We start from the raw sequence: 22,228 nt of genomic DNA, 5'->3' as shown, positions 1-22,228 counted from the left end.
TCTCCCGACCGCGCCCCCCGGGGGGGGGCGCGGGGGCGCGGGGGGGGCCGGCACCGCAACGGGCCGCCCCCGGGGGGCGCCCCCCCCCGGGGGGGGGGGCCCGCCGGTGGTCCGGGGACTTCGGGGAGGTCGCGGTGGGTTACGCGGTACGGGCGTCCCGGCCGGATCCGACGCACAGCGCCCAGATGACGAAGGCGTCGATGGCGATCAGCACGCTGGCCCACACCGGGGAGTACGGCAGCCACATGAAGTTGGCGACCATGGCGAGCCCCGCCAGGGTGATGCCGACGATCCGGGCCCACAGCATGCCGCGGAACACGGCGATGCCGGCGAGGACGATCAGGACGCCGAGGGTGAGGTGGATCCAGCCCCAGCTCGTGAGGTTGAACGTGTAGACGTAGTTGCGGGTGGTGACGAAGACGTCGTCCTTGGCGATGGCGGCGATGCCCTGGAATATCGCCATCGCGCCTCCGAAGATCATCATGACTCCGGCGAAGGCGGTCCAGCCGGACACCCACGCCCCCGAGCTGCCGGCGGATTCCTGCCGGTGGTGCATACCCGTCGTAGCCATTGCGAGCTCCTCTTGCGTAGACCTCGCCACCGACCGGTCGACGGTCGGTGGCCACATTTCAGCTTGCCACGGGAATGACGGACCGGCAGATCGTCGGGAATCGCGCCGGACAGGCCCTGGGCCGACGTGCGGGGAAAGCGGTTCGGTGTTCCAATGGAGCTGCCCGGCGCGCCGGGGCGAATTCGGCGCGCACAAGGGATCGCATCCCTTCCGGGCTTGTTCTGTATGCCTCGTGCCGGAAAGGAAACCACCGTGCCAGGTCTCCTCCGCGGGGTCGCCCGCACCGCCGTGGTGGCCGGTACGGCCACCGCCGTCTCGAACCGTGTGTCCCGTCGTCAGCAGGGACGATGGGCCCAGCAGGAAGCGCAGCAGCAGTACCAGTACCAGGAGCAGCAGCCCCCGCCCCCGCCTCCGCCCGCCGCGCCGGCCGACGAGATGACCAGCAAGATCGATCAGCTGAAGCAGCTGGGGGACCTCAAGGCCCAGGGCGTGCTCACCGAAGCCGAGTTCGAGGCGCAGAAGGCCCGGATTCTCGGCTGACCCGCATACGCCCGGTCGAGGCCCTCGTCGAGGACCCCTGACGAGCCTCCTCGAGGACCCCGACCGGGACCCGCTTCGCGAACACCGGCCCGGCGGCCGGGGGCTCGGCCCCCGGCCGCCGAGGTGTGCGAAGGAACCGCCGCCGGGGTGTGCGAAGGACTCCCCGGCAGCCCGCCCGGTGGCCGTCGTCAGCCCACCCGGTGACCGTTCTCCAGTTCCGCCGTGCCCGAGCCGTCCGCCAGGACGTCGAGTGCGGCGAGCACGCGACGGCCCGTGGCGCCGGACAGATGGCCCACCACGTCCTCGCGCGGCACCAGCCGCCAGGACAGCAGTTCCTCCTCCTGCAGCCGGATCGACTTGAGCTCCCGGTCGTCCAGCACCCCTCCGTCGTACAGATAGGCCACCAGCGGCGGGCGCTCCGGCCCGAGGATCCAGTCGACCGCCAGCAGCCGTCCGAGCTCCACGTCGAGTCCGATCTCCTCGGCCGTCTCGCGGCGCGCCCCCTGCCGCGGGCTCTCGCCGTCGTCCGACTCCACGGTCCCGCCCGGAAGCGTCCAGCCCGGGCGGTAGTTCGGTTCGACGAGCAGCACCCGCCCGTCGGCGTCACGGAAGAGGGCGGCGGCCCCGACGAGGACACGGGGCAGGCCGGCGATATAGGCGGCATAGTCCGAAGTGCTCACCCCAGAAGGGTAACGAGAAGACCCGTTCAGGCCTTCGCCAGCGCGACCGTGCGTGACGCGAGCTCGCTGATCCGTACCCCGTCGAAGCCGAACACCGCGCTGCGGACGGTGTTCTCCAGCGGGTCCTTCCACTGCGGGGGAATCGCCTCCGCCCCGCACAGGACGCCCGCGACGGAGCCCGCGGTCGCGCCGTTCGAGTCGGTGTCCAGGCCGCCGCGGACCGTCAGCGTGATGGTGCGGGTGAAGTCGCCGTCGCCGTACAGCAGCCCGGCGGTCAGCACCGCCGCGTTCGGGACCGTGTGGATCCAGCCCATCCCGGCGGTCTCCTCGGACAGGGTGGTGAGCGTGTCCTCCCAGGCCATCCCGGTCTCGTGGAGCGCGATCACCCGGCGTACGGTGCGGGACAGACGGCTGCTCGCGGGGATCACGTCGAGCGCCGTGTCCAGCGCGTCCCGGACCGACGGGGCGGTGAAGGCCGCGGAGATCAGCGCCGCCGCCCACATCGCGCCGTAGACGCCGTTGCCGGAGTGGGACAGGACGGCGTCACGGCGGGCCAGCGCGGCCGCGCGCCGCGGCAGCCCCGGGCACGTCCAGCCGTAGACGTCGGCGCGGATCAGCGCGCCGATCCACTCCTGGTACGGATTCTCGTACGTCGCCGTCACCGGCGGTTTCAGACCCCGGGCGAGGTTGCGGTAGGCGACGCGCTCCGCCGTGAACGTCTGGAGATACGGAAGCCGCGTCAGCCACAGGTCACCGACCTGCTCGGTGCTGAACGAGAAGCCGTGCGTCTCCAGCAGGTCGAGGCCGAGGATCGCGTAGTCCACGTCGTCGTCACGGCAGCTGCCGTGGATGCGCCCGCGCACGCAGTCGCGCCACTCGGGCCGCAGTTCGAACTCGCCCCCCTCACCGTCGTCGGCGGGCCCGGGGAGATAGTCGGTCAGGGGCAGGGCCGAGGCCTGCCGCAGGTAGCGGTCGATCCGGTCCCGCGTCCAGTGGTCGCCCTGCTCGACCGGCTTGCCGAGCATGTTGCCCGCGATCCGGCCCAGCCAGCCGCCGAGGACGCGGTCGGCGATGTCGGTGCCCACAGGGGTCATGGCTCCGGTCTAACCGATTCCGGGCGCGTGTGCTCGCCGGGGCGGCGCGGAATCGAATGCTCCGGGGGTTGCCGGGGCCCCGGCACGAGCGCCGCGCGGACCGGCGGCCGGCCGTTCCCCGGGGCCGGTCCCGAGGGCTGGGCAGGGGCATGACGAGGAGGGTCCGCTCCGGTTAGGGTCGCAGCGGCGCGACTGCCTTGACGTGTGCAAGGCCCGGAAGCAAGGGGAATGCAAGGTGGCGGACGCCGCTGTGGATCGGACCCCGCGTGTGCTCATCGCGGCGGACAAGTTCAAGGGATCGCTGACGGCCGTACAGGTCGCGGAGCGGGTGACGGCCGGGCTGCGCCGGGTCGCTCCGCACGCCGAGGTCGAGTCGCTGCCCGTGGCCGACGGCGGCGACGGCACCGTCGACGCGGCGGTCGCGGCCGGTTTCGAGCGCCGCGAGGTGCGCGTCGCAGGCCCGCTGGGCCACGAGGTGACCGCCGCGTTCGCCCTGCGAGGGTCGACCGCGGTCGTGGAGATGGCCGAGGCGAGCGGGCTGCAGCGGCTGCCCAAGGGCGTCTTCGCGCCGCTCTCGTCCTCGACGTACGGCACCGGGGAACTGCTGCGCGCCGCGTTGGACGCCGGCGCCCGCACCATCGTGTTCGGCGTGGGCGGCAGCGCGACGACCGACGGCGGAGCGGGCATGCTCTCCGCGCTCGGCGCGCGCTTCCTCGACGCGGAGGGCGAGCCGGTGGCTCCCGGCGGCGCCGCACTGGCCGACGTGGAGCGCGCCGATCTGTCGGGCCTCGACGACCGGCTTGCCGCGGTCGGCCTCGTGCTCGCCAGCGACGTGGACAACCCGTTGACCGGCCCCACGGGCGCGCCCGCCGTCTACGGTCCCCAGAAAGGGGCCGGTCCCGACGACGTGGCGGTGCTGGACGCCGCCCTCGCCCACTTCGCCGGCGTCCTGGAGAAGGAGATCGGGCCGAAGGCCGCCGGGTACGCCGCCGCGCCCGGCGCCGGTGCCGCGGGAGGGGTCGGTTACGGGGCACTGGTGCTCGGCGCCCGTTTCCGGCCCGGGATCGAGGTGATGCTCGAGGTGCTGGGCTTCGCGCCCGCGCTGGAACGCGCCACGCTGGTGATCACCGGTGAGGGGTCGCTGGACGAGCAGACCCTGCACGGCAAGGCGCCCGCCGGGGTCGCGGCGGCCGCCCGGGCGGCGGGCAAGGAGGTCGTCGCGGTGTGCGGCCGTCTCGCGCTCCGGCCCGAGGAGCTCGGCAGGGCGGGCATCCGGCGGGCGTATCCGCTCACCGAGGCCGAGCCCGACATCGCGACGTGCCTCGCCGACGCCGGACCGATCCTGGAACGGGTGGCGGAGAACATCGGGCGGGACTTCCTGGTCTGAGTCCCACGGCACGGCACGGCACGGTACGGCCCGGTCCGAGGGCCACGGGTCCGGTCCTGACGGTCCGCGGCCCGGTCCGAGTGCCCGCGGTCCGGTCCGAGTGTGCCCAGGGCCCGGTCCGAGGGCCACGGGTCCGGTTCCGACGGTCCGCGGTCCGGTCCGAGTGTGCCCAGGGCCCGGTCCGAGGGCCACGGGTCCGGTTCCGACGGTCCGCGGCCCGGTCCGAGTGTGCCCAAGGCCCGGTCCGAGGGCCCTCGGGGGTCACCGGGGTTCACCGTCCCGGCCCCGCCCCCGTGACCGCCCTGGCGCCCGCCAGCCGGTAGGCGTCCAGGGCCAGGGTCATCTCGATCAGGTCGCGGGGGCGGGCCAGGGAGCGCGAGGTCAGCTGTTCCAGCCGGCGCAGCCGGTTGAAGACGGTGTTCCGGTGGCAGTACAGACGCCCTGCCGCGCGTCCCGCCGAGCCCTCGCAGGCCAGCCACACGTCCAGCGTCTCGATCAGCACGGCCCGGTCCCCGGGTTCGAGCTCCAGCAGCGCCCCGAACACCTCCGACACCAGCCGTCCCGCCAGCTCCGGCTGGCTCACGACGAGCGCCGTCGGCATCCGCTGATCGAGGCGTACGACCCCGGTCGCGTCCGGCGGACAGGTGCGCAGCGCCAGTTCGGCCCACCGCCGGGCCCGCCCCAGCTCGCCGAGGCCCGAGACCACGGGACTGATGCCACCGGGACCCGAACGTCTGCCGTCCAGCAGCCGGGCCACTCCGTCCAGGCCCTGTCCGGCGTCCAGCGCCACCACCGCGATCTCGCAGTCGGCCCGCATCCGCCAGATGAACCGCAGCCCGGCGCCCAGCACCGGCCGGACGCACACGTCCCGTCCGTCGTGGCGCTCCGTGCGCAGCACGACGACGGCGTACGGTCCGTGCTCGGGCAGATCGAGTCCGGCCGCCGCCCGCGCCGCGAGCCCCGGTGTCTCCTGGCCCTCCAGCAGGGCGTCGAGCAGGGCCTGCAGCTGTTCGTCGGTGCGCCGCCGCAGCTCCCGTTCCGTGGCGAGGTAGGACTCCGAGGCGGCCCTGGCCTGCGCGTCCACGGCCGCCCACACCATCGTGGCGCACCGCATGAGCACCGCGAGCCGCTCGGGTTCACGGCTCGCCGCGCTCTCCATCAGCGCGTCCCACACCAGATAGCCCGCGGCCCGGTAGGCGTGCACGAGGAGTTCGAGCGGCAGCCCCTGGTGGGCCCGGCGCCGCCCCGCCTCCTCGGCGTGCTCCAGATCGCGGCGCGGTGAGTCCCGCGGTGCGGAGATCGCCTTGATGCCGATGCGCATCGCGGTCTCCGCCTCCCGCCACTGCTGGTCGTACGGCAGCACCTGTCCGTAGACGGGGGAGTACTCGGTGAGCTGCCTGACGTGCTCGTCGACGAGCTCGGGCAGCCGTTCCAGCAGAGCCGCGCACGACTCCGCGAGCAGCTTCCAGTCATGACCGGTCCGTGGTCCGCGCCCTCCCATGGCCCGGAGGATGCCACCGGGACACGGGGGCGCACAGGCCCCTGACACGCGGTGTTGTGCGCGTGCACAACGGGCGGGCGCCATCGGTGGGCTCCCGCCGCGTTTGTGCCGCAGCCCGTGGACGGGGGTCTTCGCCGGTGCTGAGGTGAGCGCCACACCGAGCGAGGAGAAGGGAGATGCCATGGGCGGTTCCGCCCTGCTCGTGCGGGAACTGTCGGTCGGATACGGCCCCGTACGCGCACTGCGCGATGTGTCGTTGGACGTGCCCGAGGGGAGCGTGGTGACGGTCCTCGGCGGCAACGGCGCGGGAAAGTCGACGCTGTTGCGGGCGGTGTGCCGGACCCTCTCCTTCCACGGGGGCGCGGTCACCGGCGGCACGGTCACCTTCGGCGGACGCCGGCTCGACCGGCTGCCGCCGGACCGGGTGGTGGCCGCCGGGGTCTCCCAAGTCCCCGAAGGGCGACGGGTGTTCAGCCGGATGACGGTCGCGGACAATCTGCGCGCCGGTGCCCTCGGCTCCGCGGGCGGACGCGTCGGCCGGGCGCGCGCCCTGCGGCGGGTGCACGAGCTGTTCCCCGTCCTCGCCGACCGCGCCGGCCAGCGGGCGGGGCTGCTGTCCGGCGGGGAGCAGCAGATGCTCGCGGTCGGCCGGGCGCTCATGGGCGCCCCGAAGGTGCTGCTGCTCGACGAACCCTCCCTCGGGCTCGCCCCGTTGATGGCCGCGCGGATCGCCGACACCGTGCGGGAGATCAACGAACAGGGCACCTCGGTCCTGCTCGTCGAACAGAACGCCGCCCTCGCCCTGCGTCTCGCCTCCAGCGCCTACGTCCTGGAGGTCGGCGAGGTCACCCTGTCCGGTCCCGCGGACGAACTCGCCGCCTCCGACGAGGTGCGCCGCCGCTATCTCGGCGTGGTCGACGAGGACGCCGCGGCCGACGGCGGGGCCGCACCCGGCGACCTGCCGTCCCTGTCCCGCTGGAAGGGGTGAACCCACCGTGGAAGAACGCGACACCGCCCCGGCCCGCACGGCCGCTCCGGCGACCGTACGGGCCGACGCGGCAACATCGGTGGCCCGCACGGCCGTTCAGCCGACCGTGCCTTCCGGCATCCCGTCGCTCGACGTCCGGGACGTGACCGTGCGCTTCGCCGGGCTGACTGCGCTCGACGCGGTGGGCTTCACCGTGCGACCGGGTACCGTGCACGCCCTCATCGGCCCCAACGGCGCCGGAAAGTCGACCTGCTTCAACGTGCTGTCCGGTGTGTGCCGGCCCGCCGCCGGAAGCGTCCGCCTCGGGGAGCACGAGCTCACCGGCCTGCCGCCGCACAGGATCGCCGGGCTCGGCGTGGCCCGGATCTTCCAGAACCTCGCCCTGCCCCCGCACGCCACCGTCGAGGACTGCCTGCTGCTCGGCCGCCACCGGCTGACCCGCGCCGGATTCCTCGCCGCCGGGCTGCGGCTGCCCTCGGCGGCCCGCGAGGACCGGCGCCACCGCGAACGCGTCCGTGAGATCGCCGAGTTCGTGGGTCTTCGGGGACAGCTCGGCCGGTCCGCCGGTTCGCTCCCGTACGGGCAGCAGAAGCTCGCCGAACTCGCCCGTGCCCTGTGCACGGAGCCCCGGGTCCTGCTCCTGGACGAACCCGTCGCGGGCATGACCGCCGATGAACGGCGCCGTACCGCCGCGGTCATCGCGGGCGTCCGCGACAGCCTCGGCATCTCGATCGTGCTCGTGGAACACGACATGGGGGTGGTGATGCGGCTCGCGGACACGGTGACCGTACTCGACTTCGGGCGCCGGATCGCCGACGGCACCCCCGCGGACGTACAGAACGATCCGGCGGTGGTACGCGCCTATCTGGGCGAGCGCGCCGAACCGGAGGAGACCGCGTCATGAGCACCTTCGCCGAACTCCTGCTCAACGGACTGTCGTCGGGCTCCGTCTACGCCCTCATCGCGCTCGGCTTCGTCGTCATCTTCCGGGCCACCGAGGTCGTCAACTTCGCGCACGCCTCCCTGCTGCTGGCGGGCGGCTACGTCACCGCGACCCTGCACGACGACATCGGTTTCTGGCCCGCCCTGCTCGCCGGGGTCGCGGGTGCCGCCCTGGTGGGGGCCGCCGTGGAGTTCCTGGTGATACGCCGCTACCGGGGCTCCGACCAGAGCGTCCTCGCGATCGTCACCATCGGCGTCGACATCCTGCTCACCACCGAACTGACCCGCCGGATCGGCACCGACGTCCTGGCGCTGGGCGACCCCTGGGGCGACGCCGTCCTCACCGTCGGACCCGTCTCCGTCGCCCACACCCGGATCGCCGCCTTCGTCACGGCGTCCCTGCTCATCACGGCCTTCCTGCTGGCCTTCCGGTACACCTCCTGGGGCGTGGCGACGCGCGCCGCCGCGGAGAGCCCGGAGACCGCGGCCCTGATGGGCGTCCGGCTCGGCCGGGTGTCGCTCGGGGCCTGGGCGGTCGCCGGCGGCCTCGCGGCCGTCGCCGCGCTGTTCCTGACCGTCTTCCCGACCCCCGGGCTGGAACGCGCCACCTCGCTCGCCGCGCTCAAGGCGTTCCCCGCGGCGATCCTCGGCGGCCTCGACTCGACGACCGGCGCACTGGTCGGCGGACTCCTCGTCGGCGTCACCGAGTCCCTGGCCACCGGCTACCAGAGCGACCTCACCTTCCTCGGACGCGGCCTCGGCGATCTCGCGCCCTACGTCGTCATGGTCGCGATCCTGCTCGTCCGGCCTGCCGGGCTGTTCGGCACGAAGGAGCTCGCCCGTGTCTGAGGTCCTCACCCGCGACGAGGCGGACAGCGCGCCCCGCCCCGCCCGCCGCCGGCTCCCGGTCCGGCCGCCCGCTGCCCGGACCGCCACCGGTGCGGCCGGTGCCGTCCTGCTGCTCGCGCTGCCCTTCTACGTCGACCGCTTCTGGCTGGAGGCCGGCCTGTTCGCGATGGCCGCCGCGATCGGTGCGATCGGCCTGAACCTGCTGACCGGCGCGACCGGGCAGCTCTCCATGGGACACGCCTTCTTCCTCGCGGTCGGCGCGTACGGCTACTGCGTGTTCGCCGCCGACGGGAGCGACGGACTGGCCGGCCTCGGGCTGCCGGCCTGGCTCGCGGCCGTGCTCGCCGTGGCCGTCTCCGGGATCGCCGGGGGCCTGTTCAGCCCGATCGCGGGACGGCTGCGCGGCGCCTACCTCGGTATCGCCACGCTCGCCCTGATCTTCATCGGACAGCACGTCCTGTTCAACGCCCGGGATCTGACCGGCGGCTTCAACGGCCGCGACGTGCCGCCGCTCAGCCTCTTCGGTCTCACCTTCGACGACCGCGAGCTGCTCGTCGCGCAGGTGCCGTTCGGCTCGGCCGAGAAGCTCTGGTACGTGGGTCTGCTGCTGCTCCTGGGCTGCGCCCTCTTCGCCCGCGGGGTGTTGCGCGGGCGGCCGGGCCGGGCCATGAACGCGATCCGCGACCACCGGGTCGCGGCCGGGGTGCTCGGTGTGCCCGTCGCCCGGTACCGCGCGGGTGTCTTCGTCCTGTCCTCGATGTACGCGGGCCTGGCCGGGGTGCTGCTCGCCCTGGTCTTCCAGCGCACGGTGCCCGACTACTTCGGGATCACGCTCTCGCTGGACTACCTCGCCATGATCGTCATCGGGGGGCTCGGCTCGGTCGCCGGGGCGGTGGCCGGGGCCGCGTTCGTCTCGCTGCTGCCCCAGCTGCTGACCCGCTACAGCGACAGCCTGCCCCTGGTCTCCGACCCGGGCACGGGCGGGATCGCGCCCGGCGAGGCGGCCCGGTACCTGTACGGCGCCGCCGTCGTGGCGGTGGTGCTCTTCGTCCCGGGCGGCCTGGTCAGGATGGCCGCCCGGCTTCGCGTCACGCCCCGTCCCGGGGCCCGCGTCACGCCCCGTCCCGGGGCCACCGAAGGGGAGGAACGATGAGAACGACACACACCGCGAGGCTGGCCGCCGGGGCGCTGGCCGCCCTGCTCGTCCTGGCCGGATGCAGCTCCAAGGCCGAGGACGGCGGTGACAAGGGGTCGGCCGGCGGGGTGAGGACCGGTGAGGGGATCTCCGGGAAGACGATCAGCCTCGGAGCGCTCACGGACATGAGCGGCGTCTACGCGACCCTCGGCAAGAGCGTCACCCAGGCCCAGCAGCTCTATGTGAGGCAGACCAACGCCGCCGGCGGCGTCTGCGGCTACAAGCTGGCACTGACGGTCCGCGACCACGGCTACGACCCGCAGAAGGCCGTCTCCGGCTACACGGAGCTGGCGCCGAAGGTGCTGGGCTTCACCCAGTTCATCGGCTCGCCGTTCGTCGCGGCCGTCAAGCAGCGCATCGACGGCCGGGACAAGGGCCTGGTCCTGCCGCAGGCCTGGTCGGCCACGCTGCTGGGCAGCCCGTACATCCGGCCCATCGGCTCCACGTACGACATCGAGACGATCAACGCGATCGACTTCCTGATGAAGGAGAAGGGGCTGAGGAAGGGCGACAGCATCGGCCATGTGTACTTCGAGGGCGACTACGGCGAGAACGCCCTGACGGGCTCCCGGTACATGGCGAAGCAGGCGGGGCTCAAGGTCGTCGAACAGAAGATCAAGCCGACCGACAACGACATGACCGGTCAGGTCGTCGCACTGAAGAAGGCCGGGGTGAAGGCCGTCGTGATCAGCGCGGGCCCGCGGCAGGCGGCCTCGCTCGTGGGGGTCGCGGCGGCCCTGAAGTTCGGTGTGCCGGTGATCGGCAACAACTCGGCGTTCGCCCCGCAGCTCCTCGCCACCGCGGCGGCCCCGGCCCTGGAGGCGAACTACTACGTGGCCAGCCCCTCGCTGCCCGTCGGCGCGGACACCCCGAAGGCGAAGAAGCTGGTCGCGGACTACCGGGCCGCCTATCCGAAGGACTCCCTGGACAACGGCGTGGTGGCCGGCTGGACGGCCGCCTCGGCGTTCGGAGAGGCACTGAAGAAGGCCTGCGCGGCCAAGGACCTCACCCGTGAGGGCGTCGACAGGGCCCTGCTGACCATCGGCGCGTTCGACCCGGGGTTCGGCACGGTCCAGGACTTCACCGACCCGAAGGCGGCGTCGTCGAAGGAGAGCGTCATCCTGCGGCCCGACAAGAACGCCGTGGGCGGGATGAAGGTCGTCCGTGCGGCGGAGGCCTCGTCCGTCGCCCAGGGGTACACACCCGGCGCCTGAAACCGGCGCACGCCCGGCGCACGATCCCCTGCGTCCCGGCGCGGGGGCGCCCGGAGCGGGAGGGCTCCGCGCCGGGAGGGCTCCGCGCCGGGACGCAGGGCTTCCTCCGGAGCGCGAGGGCTTCCGTCCGGGCGCGGAGGCTTCCGCCCGAGCCGCCCAAGCCGAAGGGCCCCGAACCGTGTGGTTCGGGGCCCTTCGGCGTTCTGCGGGGTGTTACGGGAGCTGCGCGGCGCGCGCCTCGCGGCGGTTGCCCCGGAAGTTGTTCACCCGGCGGGCCGTGGCGAACAGCGGGATCACGGCGCCCATGACCAGCTGCAGCGCACAGCCGGTCTGCAGGAGCAGCTGTCCGCCCGGAGCGTCGAACGCCCACGCGGCCAGGAGACCCATCGAGAGGACGATCCACGAGAGCATCGCGACGGCGAGGCGGCCCCGCGGCTTGGGGTACTCGACCCGGCTCACCATCAGCCAGGCCGTGCCCATGATCGCCATGAGCGTGGCGACGAAGGGCAGCTCGAGCAGGATGATCGAGACGACCGTCAGCGCGCCGAACGGGCTCGGCATGCCCTGGAACGTGCCGTCCTTCACCGTGACACAGGAGAATCTCGCGAGCCTCAGCACCACGGCGAGGAGCACCACGATCGCTCCGACCGCCGCCACCTTCTGGTACGCGTCGTCCGCGACCATGCCGTACACCAGCACGAAGTACGCCGGCGCGAGCCCGAAGCTGATCAGGTCGGACAGGTTGTCCAGCTCGGCGCCCATGGGGGAGGAGCGCAGCTTGCGGGCCACCAGGCCGTCGAACAGGTCGAAGACCGCGGCGCAGAGCATGAGGATCACGGCCGTCGCGGCGGAGTGACGGGCCATGCCCGACTCGTCGCTGCCCGTGAGGTGCGGGATCAGGATGCCGGTGGTGGTGAAGTACACCGCCATGAAGCCGCACGTGGCGTTGCCGAGGGTGAGCGTGTCCGCTATCGAGAGGCGGAGCGAGAGGGGCATCTCCTCCTCGTCGTCCACCTCATCGGCCTCCGGCACCCAGCCGGCCTGTGTCTCGGGATCAATCACGGTCAATTCGAGTCACCCCAGCCACGGTCTTCTGACCGACCTCCACGTCGACCTCGACACCCTCGGGGAGGTAGATGTCGACGCGCGAGCCGAAGCGGATCAGGCCGATCCGGTCGCCCTGCTCGACCTTCGTCCCCTGCGGGATGTAAGGCACGATGCGACGGGCGACGGCGCCGGCGATCTGGATCATCTCGATGTCACCGAGCTCGGTGTCGAAGTGCCAGACGACGCGCTCGTTGTTCTCGCTCTCCTTGTTGAACGCCGGGACGAACCCACCGGGGATGTGCTCGACCGAGGTCACCGTGCCGGAGAGGGGCGCGCGGTTGACGTGGACGTTGAGCGGGCTCATGAAGATCGCGACGCGGGTGCGTCCGTCCTTCCACGGCATGATGCTCTGCACCACACCGTCGGCGGGCGAGATGACCCGGCCCTGCGTGATCTCACGCTCTGGGTCGCGGAAGAACCACAGCATCCCGGCCGCGAGCGCGGTGGCGGGTACGGCCACGGCCTTGGCCGCGCCGGAACGGCGCGAACGGGCCAGGCTGAGTGCTGCGGTGGCAACGGTCGGGAGAAGCCACGGCGATGCTCCGCGCGCGAGGCGGACCCGGCCGCGAGGTGCAGAGGTTTGGCTGTGGGGCATGGATGACCTTCGTAGCGGATGATGCCGCGCTCGAACGGGGGACGGCGGCTTTCACGCGATCGTACCGGTCGCAGACCGCAACTGGGCAAGCCAAGATGCGGAGTCGACGGCTGAAGAGAGCTGACGGGGTGTGATCTTCTTCGCGAAGAAAACACCCCGAACCCGGACATCTAGCCCTGGAGTCGATACTCTTCGAGCAGTCGGCGCCCGATGATCATTTTCTGGATCTCGGCGGTACCTTCGCCGATCAGCAGCATCGGTGCCTCACGGTAGAGGCGCTCGATCTCGTACTCCTTGGAGAAGCCGTAGCCGCCGTGGATCCGGAACGCATCTTCCACTACCTCTTTGCAGTACTCGGAGGCGAGGTACTTCGCCATCCCTGCTTCAAGGTCGTTTCGTTCCCCGGAGTCCTTTTTGCGAGCTGCGTTCACCATCATTGCATGGGCGGCCTCGACCTTGGTAGCCATTTCGGCCAGCTTGAACTGGATGGCCTGGTGCTGGGCGATCGCCTTGCCGAAAGTGTGACGTTGCTGGGCATATGAGACGCCGAGCTCGAACGCACGCTGTGCGACACCGCAGCCACGGGCCGCCACGTTCACGCGGCCGACCTCGACTCCGTCCATCATTTGGTAAAACCCTCGGCCGGTGGTGCCGCCGAGGACCCGATTGGCCGGAATGCGCAGTCCGTCCATGATGAGTTCGGTGGTGTCGACCCCCTTGTAACCCATCTTGTCGATCTTGCCGGGGATGGTCAGACCGGGACGGACCTCTCCGAAGCCGGGCTCCTTCTCCACGAGGAAGGTCGTCATCGACTTGTGGGGTGCCGTGCCCTCGGGGTGTCCTTCGTCACTTCTGACGAGAACGGCCACCAGAGTCGACGATCCGCCGTTCGTCAGCCACATCTTCTGGCCGTTCAGGACGTACTCGTCGCCGTCCTTGACCGCCTTGGACGTGATCGCCGACACATCGGAGCCGAGTCCCGGCTCCGACATCGAGAAGGCGCCGCGCACCTCGCCGAGCGCCATACGGGGCAGGAAGTACTCCTTCTGCTCCTGCGTCCCGTGCTGCTTGAGCATGTACGCCACGATGAAGTGGGTGTTGATGATGCCGGAGACCGACATCCAGCCGCGGGCGATCTCCTCCACGCACAGCGCGTAGGTGAGGAGCGACTCGCCCAGACCCCCGTACTCCTCGGGGATCATCAGACCGAACAGACCCAGCTCCTTGAGCCCGTCGACGATCGCTTGCGGGTACTCGTCGCGGTGCTCCAGCTCGGTGGCGACCGGGATGATCTCCTTGTCCACGAAATCGCGGACCGTGGAGAGGATCTCCTGCTGGACATCGGTCAGACCGGCGGTCTGGGCGAGTCGCGCCATGACTACTTCTCCGTCTTCTTCTCCGCCGGGGCGGTGAGTTCGGGCCGGCCGGGCTGCTCGCCGCCGCGCTCCTTGATGTACGTCTCGGTGGGGACCATCACCTTGCGGCGGAACACGCAGACCAGCGTGCCGTCCTGCTTGTAGCCCTTGGTCTCCACGTAGACGATCCCGCGGTCCGACTTGGACCGGGAGGGCGTCTTGTCGAGGACCGTGGTCTCGCCGTAGATCGTGTCGCCGTGGAAGGTCGGCGCCACGTGCTTCAGCGACTCGATCTCCAGGTTGGCGATCGCCTTGCCGGAGACGTCCGGCACGGACATGCCCAGCAGCAGCGAGTAGATGTAGTTGCCGACGACGACGTTCCTGCCGAAATCGGTCGTCTTCTCCGCATAGTTGCTGTCCATGTGGAGCGGGTGGTGGTTCATGGTCAGCAGGCAGAAGAGGTGGTCGTCGTACTCCGTGACCGTCTTTCCGGGCCAGTGCTTGTACACCGCCCCGACCTCGAACTCTTCGTAGGTGCGTCCGAACTGCATGGTGCTCAGGCCTCCGGGGCTTCGAACGAGGTGGTGCGCTGCATGCCGGCGGCCCGGCCCTTGCCCGAGATGACGAGGGCCATCTTGCGGCTGGCCTCGTCGATCATCTCGTCGCCGAGCATCGCGGAGCCCTTCTTGCCGCCGGCCTCGGACGTGTAGTAGTCGTACGCGTCCAGGATCAGCTCGGCGTGGTCGAAGTCCTCCTGCGAGGGGGAGAAGATCTCGTTCGAGGCCTCCACCTGACCCGGGTGCAGCACCCACTTGCCGTCGAAGCCGAGGGCCGCGGCGCGCTGCGCGACCGCGCGGTAGCCGTCGATGTTGCGGATCTGCAGGTAGGGACCGTCGATCGCCTGGAGGTTGTTGGCGCGGGCGGCCATCAGGATCTTCATCAGGATGTAGTGGTAGGCGTCCGCCGGGTAGCCGGGCGGCTGCTCACCGACGACCAGCGACTTCATGTTGATCGACGCCATGAAGTCGGCCGGGCCGAAGATGATGGTCTCCACGCGCTGCGAGGCGGTGGCGATCTCGTTGACGTTGTTCAGGCCCTGGGCGTTCTCGATCTGCGCCTCGATGCCGATCTTGCCGACCTCGAAGCCCATCGTCTTCTCGATCTGCGTCAGCAGGAGGTCGAGCGCCACGACCTGCTGGGCCGTCTGGACCTTCGGCAGCATGATGCAGTCGAGGTTCTGCCCCGCGCCCTCGACGACCGTGACGACATCGCGGTACGTCCACTCGGTCGTCCAGTCGTTGACGCGCACGACCCGCGTCTTGCCGGTCCAGTCACCCTCGTTGAGGAACTTGACGATGGTGTGCCGGGCGTCGGGCTTGGCCAGCGGCGCGCACGCGTCCTCCAGGTCCAGGAAGACCTGGTCCGCGGGCAGCCCCTGGGCCTTCTCCAGGAAGCGGGGGTTGCTGCCCGGCACGGCGAGACAGGAGCGCCTGGGACGCAGACGGTTGACGGGCGTGGTCATGCGGGGACCTCCAGGGGGTCGAGCTTGTTCGCTTTCCGGATCTCGTCGACGATACGGCCGATGATTCCGGTGATGTCGAAGTCCTTCGGGGTGAAGACCGCGGCCACTCCTGCGGCCCGCAGCTGTTCGGCGTCCGCGTTCGGGATGATCCCGCCCGCGATCACCGGAATGTCGCCCGCGCCGGCCGTGCGCATCTTCTCCAGGACGTCCGGCACCAGCTGGGCGTGCGAGCCGGACAGGATGGACAGGCCGACAGCGTGCACGTCCTCGGCCACGGCCGCGTCCACGATCTGCTCCGGGGTGAGCCGGATGCCCTGGTAGACGACCTCGAAGCCGGCGTCGCGGGCCCGCACGGCGATCTGCTCGGCGCCGTTGGAGTGCCCGTCCAGGCCCGGCTTGCCCACCAGGAACCGGAGGTTGCCGGCGCCGAGGTCCTTGGCGGTCAGCTCCACCTTGCGGCGCACCAGCGCGAGCGCCGTGCCCTCCTCGGCGGTGACCGCGACGGGCGCCGACGAGACACCGGTCGGGGCGCGGAACTCGCCGAACACCTCGCGCAGGGCCCCGGCCCACTCGCCGGTGGTGACACCGGCGCGGGCGCACTCCAGGGTGGCCTCCATGAGGTTGGCGGTGCCCTTCGCGGCCTCCTTCAACCGTTCCAGCGCCTTGCACGGACGCGGGTGGTTGAAGGGCGGCTGGTACCGCGTGTCGCGCCAGGTCCCCAGCGCCGAGATCACCCGGGCCTCGACCGCGGGGTCGACCGTCATGATCGCCGCGTCCAGGTCGGCCGTGAGCGGGTTCGGCTCGGTCGACTGGAAGACGTTGACGCCGACGATCTTGTCGGTGCCGCCCTCGATACGGCCCCGGCGCTCGGCGTGCGAGGAGACGAGCTGCGACTTGAGGTAGCCGGACTCGACGGCGGCCATCGCGCCGCCCATCTCCTCGATCCGGGCGATCTCGGCCAGCGACTCCTCGACGAGGGCGGTCACCTTGGCCTCGATGACGTGCGAGCCCTCGAAGATGTCCTCGTACTCCAGCAGGTCGCTCTCGTGCGCCAGCACCTGCTGGATGCGCAGCGACCACTGCTGGTCCCACGGGCGGGGCAGGCCCAGCGCCTCGTTCCACGCGGGCAGCTGGACGGCACGGGCGCGGGCGTCCTTGGACAGGGTGACGGCCAGCATCTCCAGCACGATCCGCTGGACGTTGTTCTCCGGCTGCGCCTCGGTCAGGCCGAGGGAGTTGACCTGGACGCCGTACCGGAAGCGCCGCTGCTTGGGGTCCTCGATGCCGTACCGCTCACGCGTGATCTTGTCCCAGATCCGCCCGAACGCCCGCATCTTGCACATCTCCTCGATGAAGCGGACACCCGCGTTCACGAAGAAGGAGATACGGGCCACGACATCGCCCTTGCGGTCCTCGGCGATCTGCCCGGACGCGAACACCGCGTCCAGGACGGCGATCGCGGTGGACATCGCGTACGCGATCTCCTGGACCGGCGTGGCGCCCGCCTCCTGCAGGTGGTAGCTGCAGATGTTGATCGGGTTCCACTTGGGGATGTGGTTGACCGTGTACGTGATCATGTCCGTCGTGAGACGGAGCGAGGGCACCGGCGGGAAGACGTGCGTCCCCCGCGAGAGGTACTCCTTCACGATGTCGTTCTGGGTCGTGCCCTGGAGCTTGGTGATGTCCGCACCCTGCTCCTCGGCGACGACCTGATAGAGCGCCAGCAGCCACATGGCGGTGGCGTTGATGGTCATCGAGGTGTTCATCTGCTCCAGGGGGATGTCCTGGAACAGCCGGCGCATGTCACCGAGGTGCGAGACCGGCACGCCGACCCGGCCGACCTCGCCGCGGGCGAGGATGTGGTCGGGGTCGTAGCCCGTCTGCGTCGGCAGGTCGAAGGCCACGGAGAGCCCTGTCTGCCCCTTGGCGAGGTTACGCCGGTACAACTCGTTGGACGCCTCGGCCGTGGAGTGGCCGGCGTACGTGCGCATGAGCCACGGCCGGTCCTTCACCCTCTGACCGTCGGCTGTCTGACGCTCTGTCATGGATGGACCTCAGACGTTCCGGAAGCGGTTGATGGCGTCGATGTGCTGGGCGCGCTTCTCCTGGTCGCGCACGCCCAGGCCCTCCTCGGGCGCCAGCGCGAGGACGCCGACCTTGCCCTGGTGGAGGTTGCGGTGCACGTCGTAGGCGGCCTGCCCGGTCTCCTCCAGGGAGTAGACCTTGGAGAGCGTCGGGTGGATCTTGCCCTTGGCGACGAGCCGGTTGGCCTCCCAGGCCTCGCGGTAGTTCGCGAAGTGCGAGCCGATGATCCGCTTCAGCGACATCCACAGGTAGCGGTTGTCGTACTCGTGCATGTAGCCCGAGGTCGAGGCGCAGGTGGTGATGGTGCCGCCCTTGCGGGTGACGTACACCGAGGCACCGAAGGTCTCGCGGCCCGGGTGCTCGAAGACGATGTCGATGTCCTCGCCGCCGGTGAACTCGCGGATGCGCTTGCCGAAGCGCTTCCACTCCTTCGGGTCCTGGGTGGTCTCGTCCTTCCAGAACTTGTAGCCCTCGGCGCTGCGGTCGATGATCGCCTCGGCGCCCATCGAGCGGCAGATGTCCGCCTTCTGCTCGCTGGAGACGACACAGATCGGGTTGGCGCCGCCGGCGAGCGCGAACTGCGTGGCGTACGAGCCGAGTCCGCCGCTCGCGCCCCAGATCAGGACGTTGTCGCCCTGCTTCATGCCGGCGCCGTTGCGGGAGACCAGCTGCCGGTAGGCGGTGGAGTTCACCAGTCCGGGAGCGGCGGCCTCCTCCCAGCTCAGGTGGTCCGGCTTCGGCATGAGCTGGTTGGACTTGACGAGCGCGATCTCGGCGAGGCCGCCGAAGTTGGTCTCGAAGCCCCAGATGCGCTGCTCGGGGTCGAGCATCGTGTCGTTGTGGCCGTCGGAGGACTCCAGCTCGACGGACAGGCAGTGCGCGACGACCTCGTCGCCGGGCTTCCAGGAGTTCACGCCCGGGCCGGTGCGCAGGACGACGCCCGCGAGGTCCGAACCGATGATGTGGTACGGCAGGTCGTGGCGCTTGCTGAGGTCGCTGAGCCGCCCGTAGCGCTCCAGGAAGTTGAAGGTCGACACCGGCTCGAAGATCGACGTCCAGACCGAGTTGTAGTTCACGGAGGACGCCATGACGGCGACCAGGGCCTCGCCCGGTCCCAGCTCCGGCACCGGCACGTCGTCCAGGTGGATCGACTTGCGGGGGTCCTTGTCGCGGCTGCTGAGCCCGGCGAACATCTCCGTCTCGTCCTTGTGCACGGTGATCGCGCGGTAGGAGTCGGGGAGCGGAAGAGCGGCGAAGTCGGCGGACGTGGCCGTCTGCGACTGAATCGCGTCCAGGATTTCCTTCACGGTGTTGCCTCCGGCGATGCGCGTTCCGAGGGAGAACGCTGAGGGGTACGTCGGTGCTGCTGAGGGGTGTGCCGTCGGTCCGGCGGAGGGTGGTGCTGTGGCAGCGCTGTGGTTGGCGCAGGAGGTTGCCTGTGACGCAGGCGTCCGGGCGCGCAGGCCATGTGGCTTGCGGGGACAGCCGGCGTACGTATGGTCTCTGCACGCCGGCCGCCCGGACTCCTTCAACGTATGGCACGCCGTGTCACCTGACAAGGCACGGAGTGCCAGAAGTTGCGCTCAGGTGAAATCTTTACGTAACACGTGAGCGATGATCGATCAGGATGGCGGGCAAAACGCTCAAACAAGGGCACAAAAAACGCCGGACGCGCTCGAAGTGAGCGTGTCCGGCGCGTGGTCGGAGAAGTCGGGCCGATCCGTGGGGGCGGGCCGCTACGACCGTTCCTTGAGTGCCTGCTCGATGGTGCGCATCACCTGGTCGAGCGGAGCGTCGACACGGGCGACGGTCACCAGGACGTCCCCCTCGGTGAAGGACGAGGCGGGCGCCGGTCGCGGCGCGGTCTCCCGTCCCGCGCCGATCCCGGTGCCGAAGGTCTTGCGGACGATGGCGAAGGCGTGGTCCAGCTGCGACTCCACGTCGCCCTGGCCGCCGGCCCGCAGCCACCGCCGCAGGACGTGGTTGTGGGCCGTGACCACGGCCGACGCGGCGACCTCCGCGAGCAGCGGATCGTCGTTGGCGTCGTCGTCGTGCGCGTGCTCGTCGAAGTGGCCCAGGAGATAGCGGGTGAAGAGGCGCTCGTAGCGGGCCACCGAGGCGATCTCGGCCTCGCGCAGCGTCGGCACCTCGCGCGTCAGCTTGTAGCGCGAGACGGAGATCTCCGGCTGGGCCGCGTACATCCTCATGACTTCCTTGATGCCGCGGCACACGGTGTCGAGCGGATGCTCGTGCGCGGGGGCCGCGTTGAGCACCGCCTCGGCCCGGATCAGGGTGTCGTCGTGATCGGGGAAGATCGCCTCTTCCTTGGAGCGGAAGTGGCGGAAGAACGTACGGCGGGCCACTCCGGCCCGGGCCGCGATCTCGTCGACGGTGGTCGCCTCGTACCCCTTGGCGGCGAACAGCTCCATGGCCGCGGCCGCCAGTTCCCGGCGCATCTTGAGGCGTTGGGCCGCCGCGCGACTGCCCGCGGCGCTCTCCGGCGCGTCGGGCGTGGCTGGTGTACGTGAGGACTTGGCGGGCTGGGACATGCCCCGAACGTACTGCATGTGCGCAGGAGAGCGCGCATGTCCGGGGATCCCCCCGCCCCGGAAGGGCGGGGGGTGTACGGCGGGGCCCAGCAGTCCGCCCCAGTCGGCGTCGGCCGCGAACCGGTCGCCTTTACCCTCAGCGGCGGGCATATTCGCGGAAGCCGCGGCCCGTCTTGCGGCCGAGGCAGCCCGCGGCCACCAGGTGTTCCAGGAGCGGGGCGGGGGCCAGTCCCGGGTCCCGGAACTCGCGGTGCAGGACCTTCTCGATGGCCAGCGAGACATCGAGCCCGACCACGTCGAGCAGCTCGAAGGGCCCCATCGGGTAGCCGCCGCCCAGCTTCATCGCCGCGTCGATGTCGTCCAGCGAGGCGTAGTGCTCCTGCACCATCTTGATCGCGTTGTTCAGGTACGGGAACAGCAGCGCGTTCACGATGAAGCCGGCCCGGTCACCGCAGTCCACCGGGTGCTTGCGGATCTTCGCGCAGACCTCGCGCACGGTGGCGTGGACGTCGTCCGCGGTCAGCACGGTCCGCACGACCTCGACGAGCTTCATCGCCGGGGCCGGGTTGAAGAAGTGCATGCCGATGACGTCCTGCGGGCGCGAGGTGGCGCGGGCGCAGGCGACGACGGGCAGCGAGGAGGTGGTGGTGGCGAGGATCGCGCCGGGCTTGCAGACCTTGTCGAACGTGCCGAACAGCTGCTGCTTGATCTCCAGGTCCTCGGCGACCGCCTCCAGCGCGAGGTCCACGTCGGCGAAGTCGTCGTAGCTGCCGGTCGGCGTGATCAGGTCCAGGGTCTTCGCCGCCGCCTCGGCCGTCATCCGGCCCTTGTCGACGGACCGGGACAGCGACTTGCCGATCCGGGCCTTCGCGGTCTGCGCCTTCTCCTCCGTACGGGCGGCGAGGACGACCTCGTACCCGGCCTTGGCGAAGACCTCGGCGATCCCGGAGGCCATCGTGCCGGAGCCGGCGACACCCACCGAGCGGACCGTGCGCCCCTCCGCCAGGACGGCGCCGTCCAGCGGCGTCAGCGCGTCCCGCACGACGGCGTCGCTGCCCGGGGCCTCGTACGAGTAGAAGCCGCGGCCGGACTTGCGTCCGGTCAGGCCCGCCTCGCTGAGCTGCTTGAGGATGGGCGCGGGGGCGTGCAGCCGGTCGCGCGACTCGGAGTACATCGCCTCCAGGACGGTCCGTGCGGTGTCCACGCCGATCAGGTCGAGCAGGGCGAGCGGGCCCATGGGCAGTCCGCAGCCGAGCTTCATCGCCGCGTCGATGTCCTCGCGGGAGGCGTACTTCGCCTCGTACATCGCGGCCGCCTGGTTGAGGTAGCCGAAGAGCAGGCCGTCGGCGACGAAACCGGGGCGGTCGCCCACCGCGACCGGCTCCTTGCCGAGTTCCAGGGCCAGATCGGTCACCGCGGCCACGGCGGTGGGCGCGGTCAGCACCGAGGAGACGACCTCGACGAGCTTCATCGCGGGCGCCGGGTTGAAGAAGTGCAGACCGAGAACGCGCTCGGGGTGGGCCGAGTCGGCCGCCAGGCGGGTCACGGACAGGGCGTTGGTGCCTGTCGCGAGGATCGCCTCGCGGCGCACGATGCCGTCGAGCGCCCGGAAGACCTGCTGCTTGATGTCGTACGACTCCGGGGTCACCTCGATGACGAGGTCGGCGTCGGCGGCGGCCGCGAGGTCGGTGAAGGTGCGGAAGCGGGCGAGGGCGTCCGTGCGCTCCGCGTCGCTCAGGTGCTCGCGTCGCACGGCGCGGGCGGTGGAGGCTTCGAGGGTGGCCACGGCCTGGGTGGCCGCGGCTTCGCTGATGTCGATGCCGATCACGTCACGGCCGGCCCGGACCAGGACTTCGGCGATGCCGGTGCCCATGGTGCCGAGGCCGACGACGGCGACGGTCTTCAGCGGGGACAGAGAGGTGTCGGACAGGGGAGTGGCCATCGCGGGACTCCAGAAAGTGGTGACGGCTGAGGAGCGCACGCGGGTGCGCCGACAGGCGCACACCGTGCGGAGGTTGCGGGTGTTTCCGGGCTGACGAGCGCACACGCCCGGT

The 22,228-nt window shown here is 70.9% G+C and carries 20 protein-coding genes; 7 read left to right on the top strand and 13 right to left on the bottom strand.

Features of this window, described 5'->3' with window-relative positions:
* Positions 1-139: 139 nt before the first annotated feature.
* Positions 140-571: a hypothetical protein gene (locus ACH4S8_RS27045; RefSeq protein ID WP_387704060.1), complete on the bottom strand. Its 432-nt coding sequence runs from the start codon at positions 569-571 to the stop codon at positions 140-142.
* 252 nt (positions 572-823) lie between these two features.
* On the opposite strand from ACH4S8_RS27045, the gene ACH4S8_RS27040 reads away from it, so the two are divergent.
* A complete protein-coding gene (locus ACH4S8_RS27040) occupies positions 824-1,111 on the top strand; it encodes an SHOCT domain-containing protein (RefSeq protein ID WP_385407914.1) in 288 nt (95 codons plus the stop codon).
* 188 nt (positions 1,112-1,299) lie between these two features.
* On the opposite strand, the gene ACH4S8_RS27035 is transcribed toward ACH4S8_RS27040, so the two are convergent.
* Both ACH4S8_RS27035 and ACH4S8_RS27030 read right to left on the bottom strand, forming a co-directional pair.
* Positions 1,300-1,791, bottom strand: coding sequence for an NUDIX domain-containing protein (locus tag ACH4S8_RS27035; RefSeq protein WP_398398393.1), 492 nt, complete (start codon positions 1,789-1,791; stop codon positions 1,300-1,302).
* 26 nt (positions 1,792-1,817) lie between these two features.
* Positions 1,818-2,885, bottom strand: coding sequence for an ADP-ribosylglycohydrolase family protein (locus ACH4S8_RS27030; protein ID WP_398398391.1), 1,068 nt, complete (start codon positions 2,883-2,885; stop codon positions 1,818-1,820).
* Positions 2,886-3,120: 235 nt separating this feature from the next.
* On the opposite strand from ACH4S8_RS27030, the gene ACH4S8_RS27025 reads away from it, so the two are divergent.
* Entirely contained in the window at positions 3,121-4,272 is a 1,152-nt protein-coding gene (locus ACH4S8_RS27025; RefSeq protein WP_398398389.1) for a glycerate kinase, read from the top strand.
* Between the two features lie 271 nt (positions 4,273-4,543).
* On the opposite strand, the gene ACH4S8_RS27020 is transcribed toward ACH4S8_RS27025, so the two are convergent.
* Positions 4,544-5,773, bottom strand: coding sequence for a PucR family transcriptional regulator (locus ACH4S8_RS27020; RefSeq protein ID WP_398398387.1), 1,230 nt, complete (start codon positions 5,771-5,773; stop codon positions 4,544-4,546).
* 181 nt (positions 5,774-5,954) lie between these two features.
* Between ACH4S8_RS27020 and ACH4S8_RS27015 the strand changes: the two genes are divergently transcribed.
* The 5 genes from ACH4S8_RS27015 (at position 5,955) to ACH4S8_RS26995 (ending at position 10,961) form a co-directional block, all read left to right on the top strand.
* A complete protein-coding gene (locus ACH4S8_RS27015) occupies positions 5,955-6,761 on the top strand; it encodes an ABC transporter ATP-binding protein (protein WP_398398640.1) in 807 nt (268 codons plus the stop codon).
* 118 nt (positions 6,762-6,879) lie between these two features.
* Positions 6,880-7,665, top strand: coding sequence for an ABC transporter ATP-binding protein (locus tag ACH4S8_RS27010; RefSeq protein WP_398398638.1), 786 nt, complete (start codon positions 6,880-6,882; stop codon positions 7,663-7,665).
* Positions 7,662-8,552, top strand: coding sequence for a branched-chain amino acid ABC transporter permease (locus ACH4S8_RS27005; protein WP_398398385.1), 891 nt, complete (start codon positions 7,662-7,664; stop codon positions 8,550-8,552). Before ACH4S8_RS27010 ends, ACH4S8_RS27005 begins: the two co-directional genes overlap by 4 nt.
* A complete protein-coding gene (locus tag ACH4S8_RS27000) occupies positions 8,545-9,705 on the top strand; it encodes a branched-chain amino acid ABC transporter permease (protein ID WP_398398383.1) in 1,161 nt (386 codons plus the stop codon). The genes ACH4S8_RS27005 and ACH4S8_RS27000 overlap by 8 nt, the downstream gene beginning before the upstream one ends.
* Positions 9,702-10,961 carry an ABC transporter substrate-binding protein gene (locus ACH4S8_RS26995; RefSeq protein ID WP_398398381.1) on the top strand — a complete coding sequence of 420 codons (1,260 nt, stop codon included), beginning with the start codon at positions 9,702-9,704 and terminating at the stop codon, positions 10,959-10,961. The genes ACH4S8_RS27000 and ACH4S8_RS26995 overlap by 4 nt, the downstream gene beginning before the upstream one ends.
* Before the next feature lie 213 nt (positions 10,962-11,174).
* Here the strand turns inward: ACH4S8_RS26995 and pssA are convergent, their stop codons facing one another.
* From pssA to ACH4S8_RS26950, 9 genes are all read right to left on the bottom strand, one after another.
* Positions 11,175-11,993 (bottom strand): CDP-diacylglycerol--serine O-phosphatidyltransferase, encoded by an 819-nt coding sequence (gene pssA / locus ACH4S8_RS26990; RefSeq protein WP_037621939.1) that lies wholly within the window; start codon positions 11,991-11,993, stop codon positions 11,175-11,177.
* A 22-nt stretch (positions 11,994-12,015) separates the two neighbouring features.
* Positions 12,016-12,663, bottom strand: a complete 648-nt coding sequence (locus tag ACH4S8_RS26985; protein WP_078943298.1) for a phosphatidylserine decarboxylase — start codon at positions 12,661-12,663, stop codon at positions 12,016-12,018.
* A 170-nt stretch (positions 12,664-12,833) separates the two neighbouring features.
* A complete protein-coding gene (locus tag ACH4S8_RS26980; protein ID WP_386595378.1) occupies positions 12,834-14,039 on the bottom strand; it encodes an acyl-CoA dehydrogenase family protein in 1,206 nt (401 codons plus the stop codon).
* Positions 14,040-14,041: 2 nt separating this feature from the next.
* Complete coding sequence (locus ACH4S8_RS26975) at positions 14,042-14,569, bottom strand: MaoC family dehydratase (RefSeq protein WP_355764065.1); 528 nt, start codon at positions 14,567-14,569, stop codon at positions 14,042-14,044.
* A gap of 5 nt (positions 14,570-14,574) precedes the next feature.
* A complete protein-coding gene (locus ACH4S8_RS26970; protein ID WP_326784643.1) occupies positions 14,575-15,540 on the bottom strand; it encodes a CoA ester lyase in 966 nt (321 codons plus the stop codon).
* The gene (locus tag ACH4S8_RS26965) at positions 15,537-17,585 is read right to left on the bottom strand and encodes a protein meaA (RefSeq protein ID WP_398398377.1); all 2,049 of its coding nucleotides are present in this window, start codon (positions 17,583-17,585) and stop codon (positions 15,537-15,539) included. Before ACH4S8_RS26965 ends, ACH4S8_RS26970 begins: the two co-directional genes overlap by 4 nt.
* 9 nt (positions 17,586-17,594) lie before the next feature.
* Positions 17,595-18,932, bottom strand: a complete 1,338-nt coding sequence (gene ccrA, locus ACH4S8_RS26960) for a crotonyl-CoA carboxylase/reductase (RefSeq protein WP_398398375.1) — start codon at positions 18,930-18,932, stop codon at positions 17,595-17,597.
* A gap of 429 nt (positions 18,933-19,361) precedes the next feature.
* A complete protein-coding gene (locus tag ACH4S8_RS26955; protein WP_398398373.1) occupies positions 19,362-20,174 on the bottom strand; it encodes a TetR family transcriptional regulator in 813 nt (270 codons plus the stop codon).
* Between the two features lie 136 nt (positions 20,175-20,310).
* The gene (locus ACH4S8_RS26950) at positions 20,311-22,116 is read right to left on the bottom strand and encodes a 3-hydroxyacyl-CoA dehydrogenase family protein (RefSeq protein WP_398398371.1); all 1,806 of its coding nucleotides are present in this window, start codon (positions 22,114-22,116) and stop codon (positions 20,311-20,313) included.
* Between the last annotated feature and the right edge of the window lie 112 nt (positions 22,117-22,228).

Origin of the sequence: Streptomyces sp. NPDC021080 (assembly GCF_044333225.1) — a bacterium.
Taxonomy (GTDB): domain Bacteria; phylum Actinomycetota; class Actinomycetes; order Streptomycetales; family Streptomycetaceae; genus Streptomyces.
The sequence above is the reverse complement of the archived record's forward strand: the minus strand, read 5'-3'. Positions and strand labels throughout refer to the sequence as shown.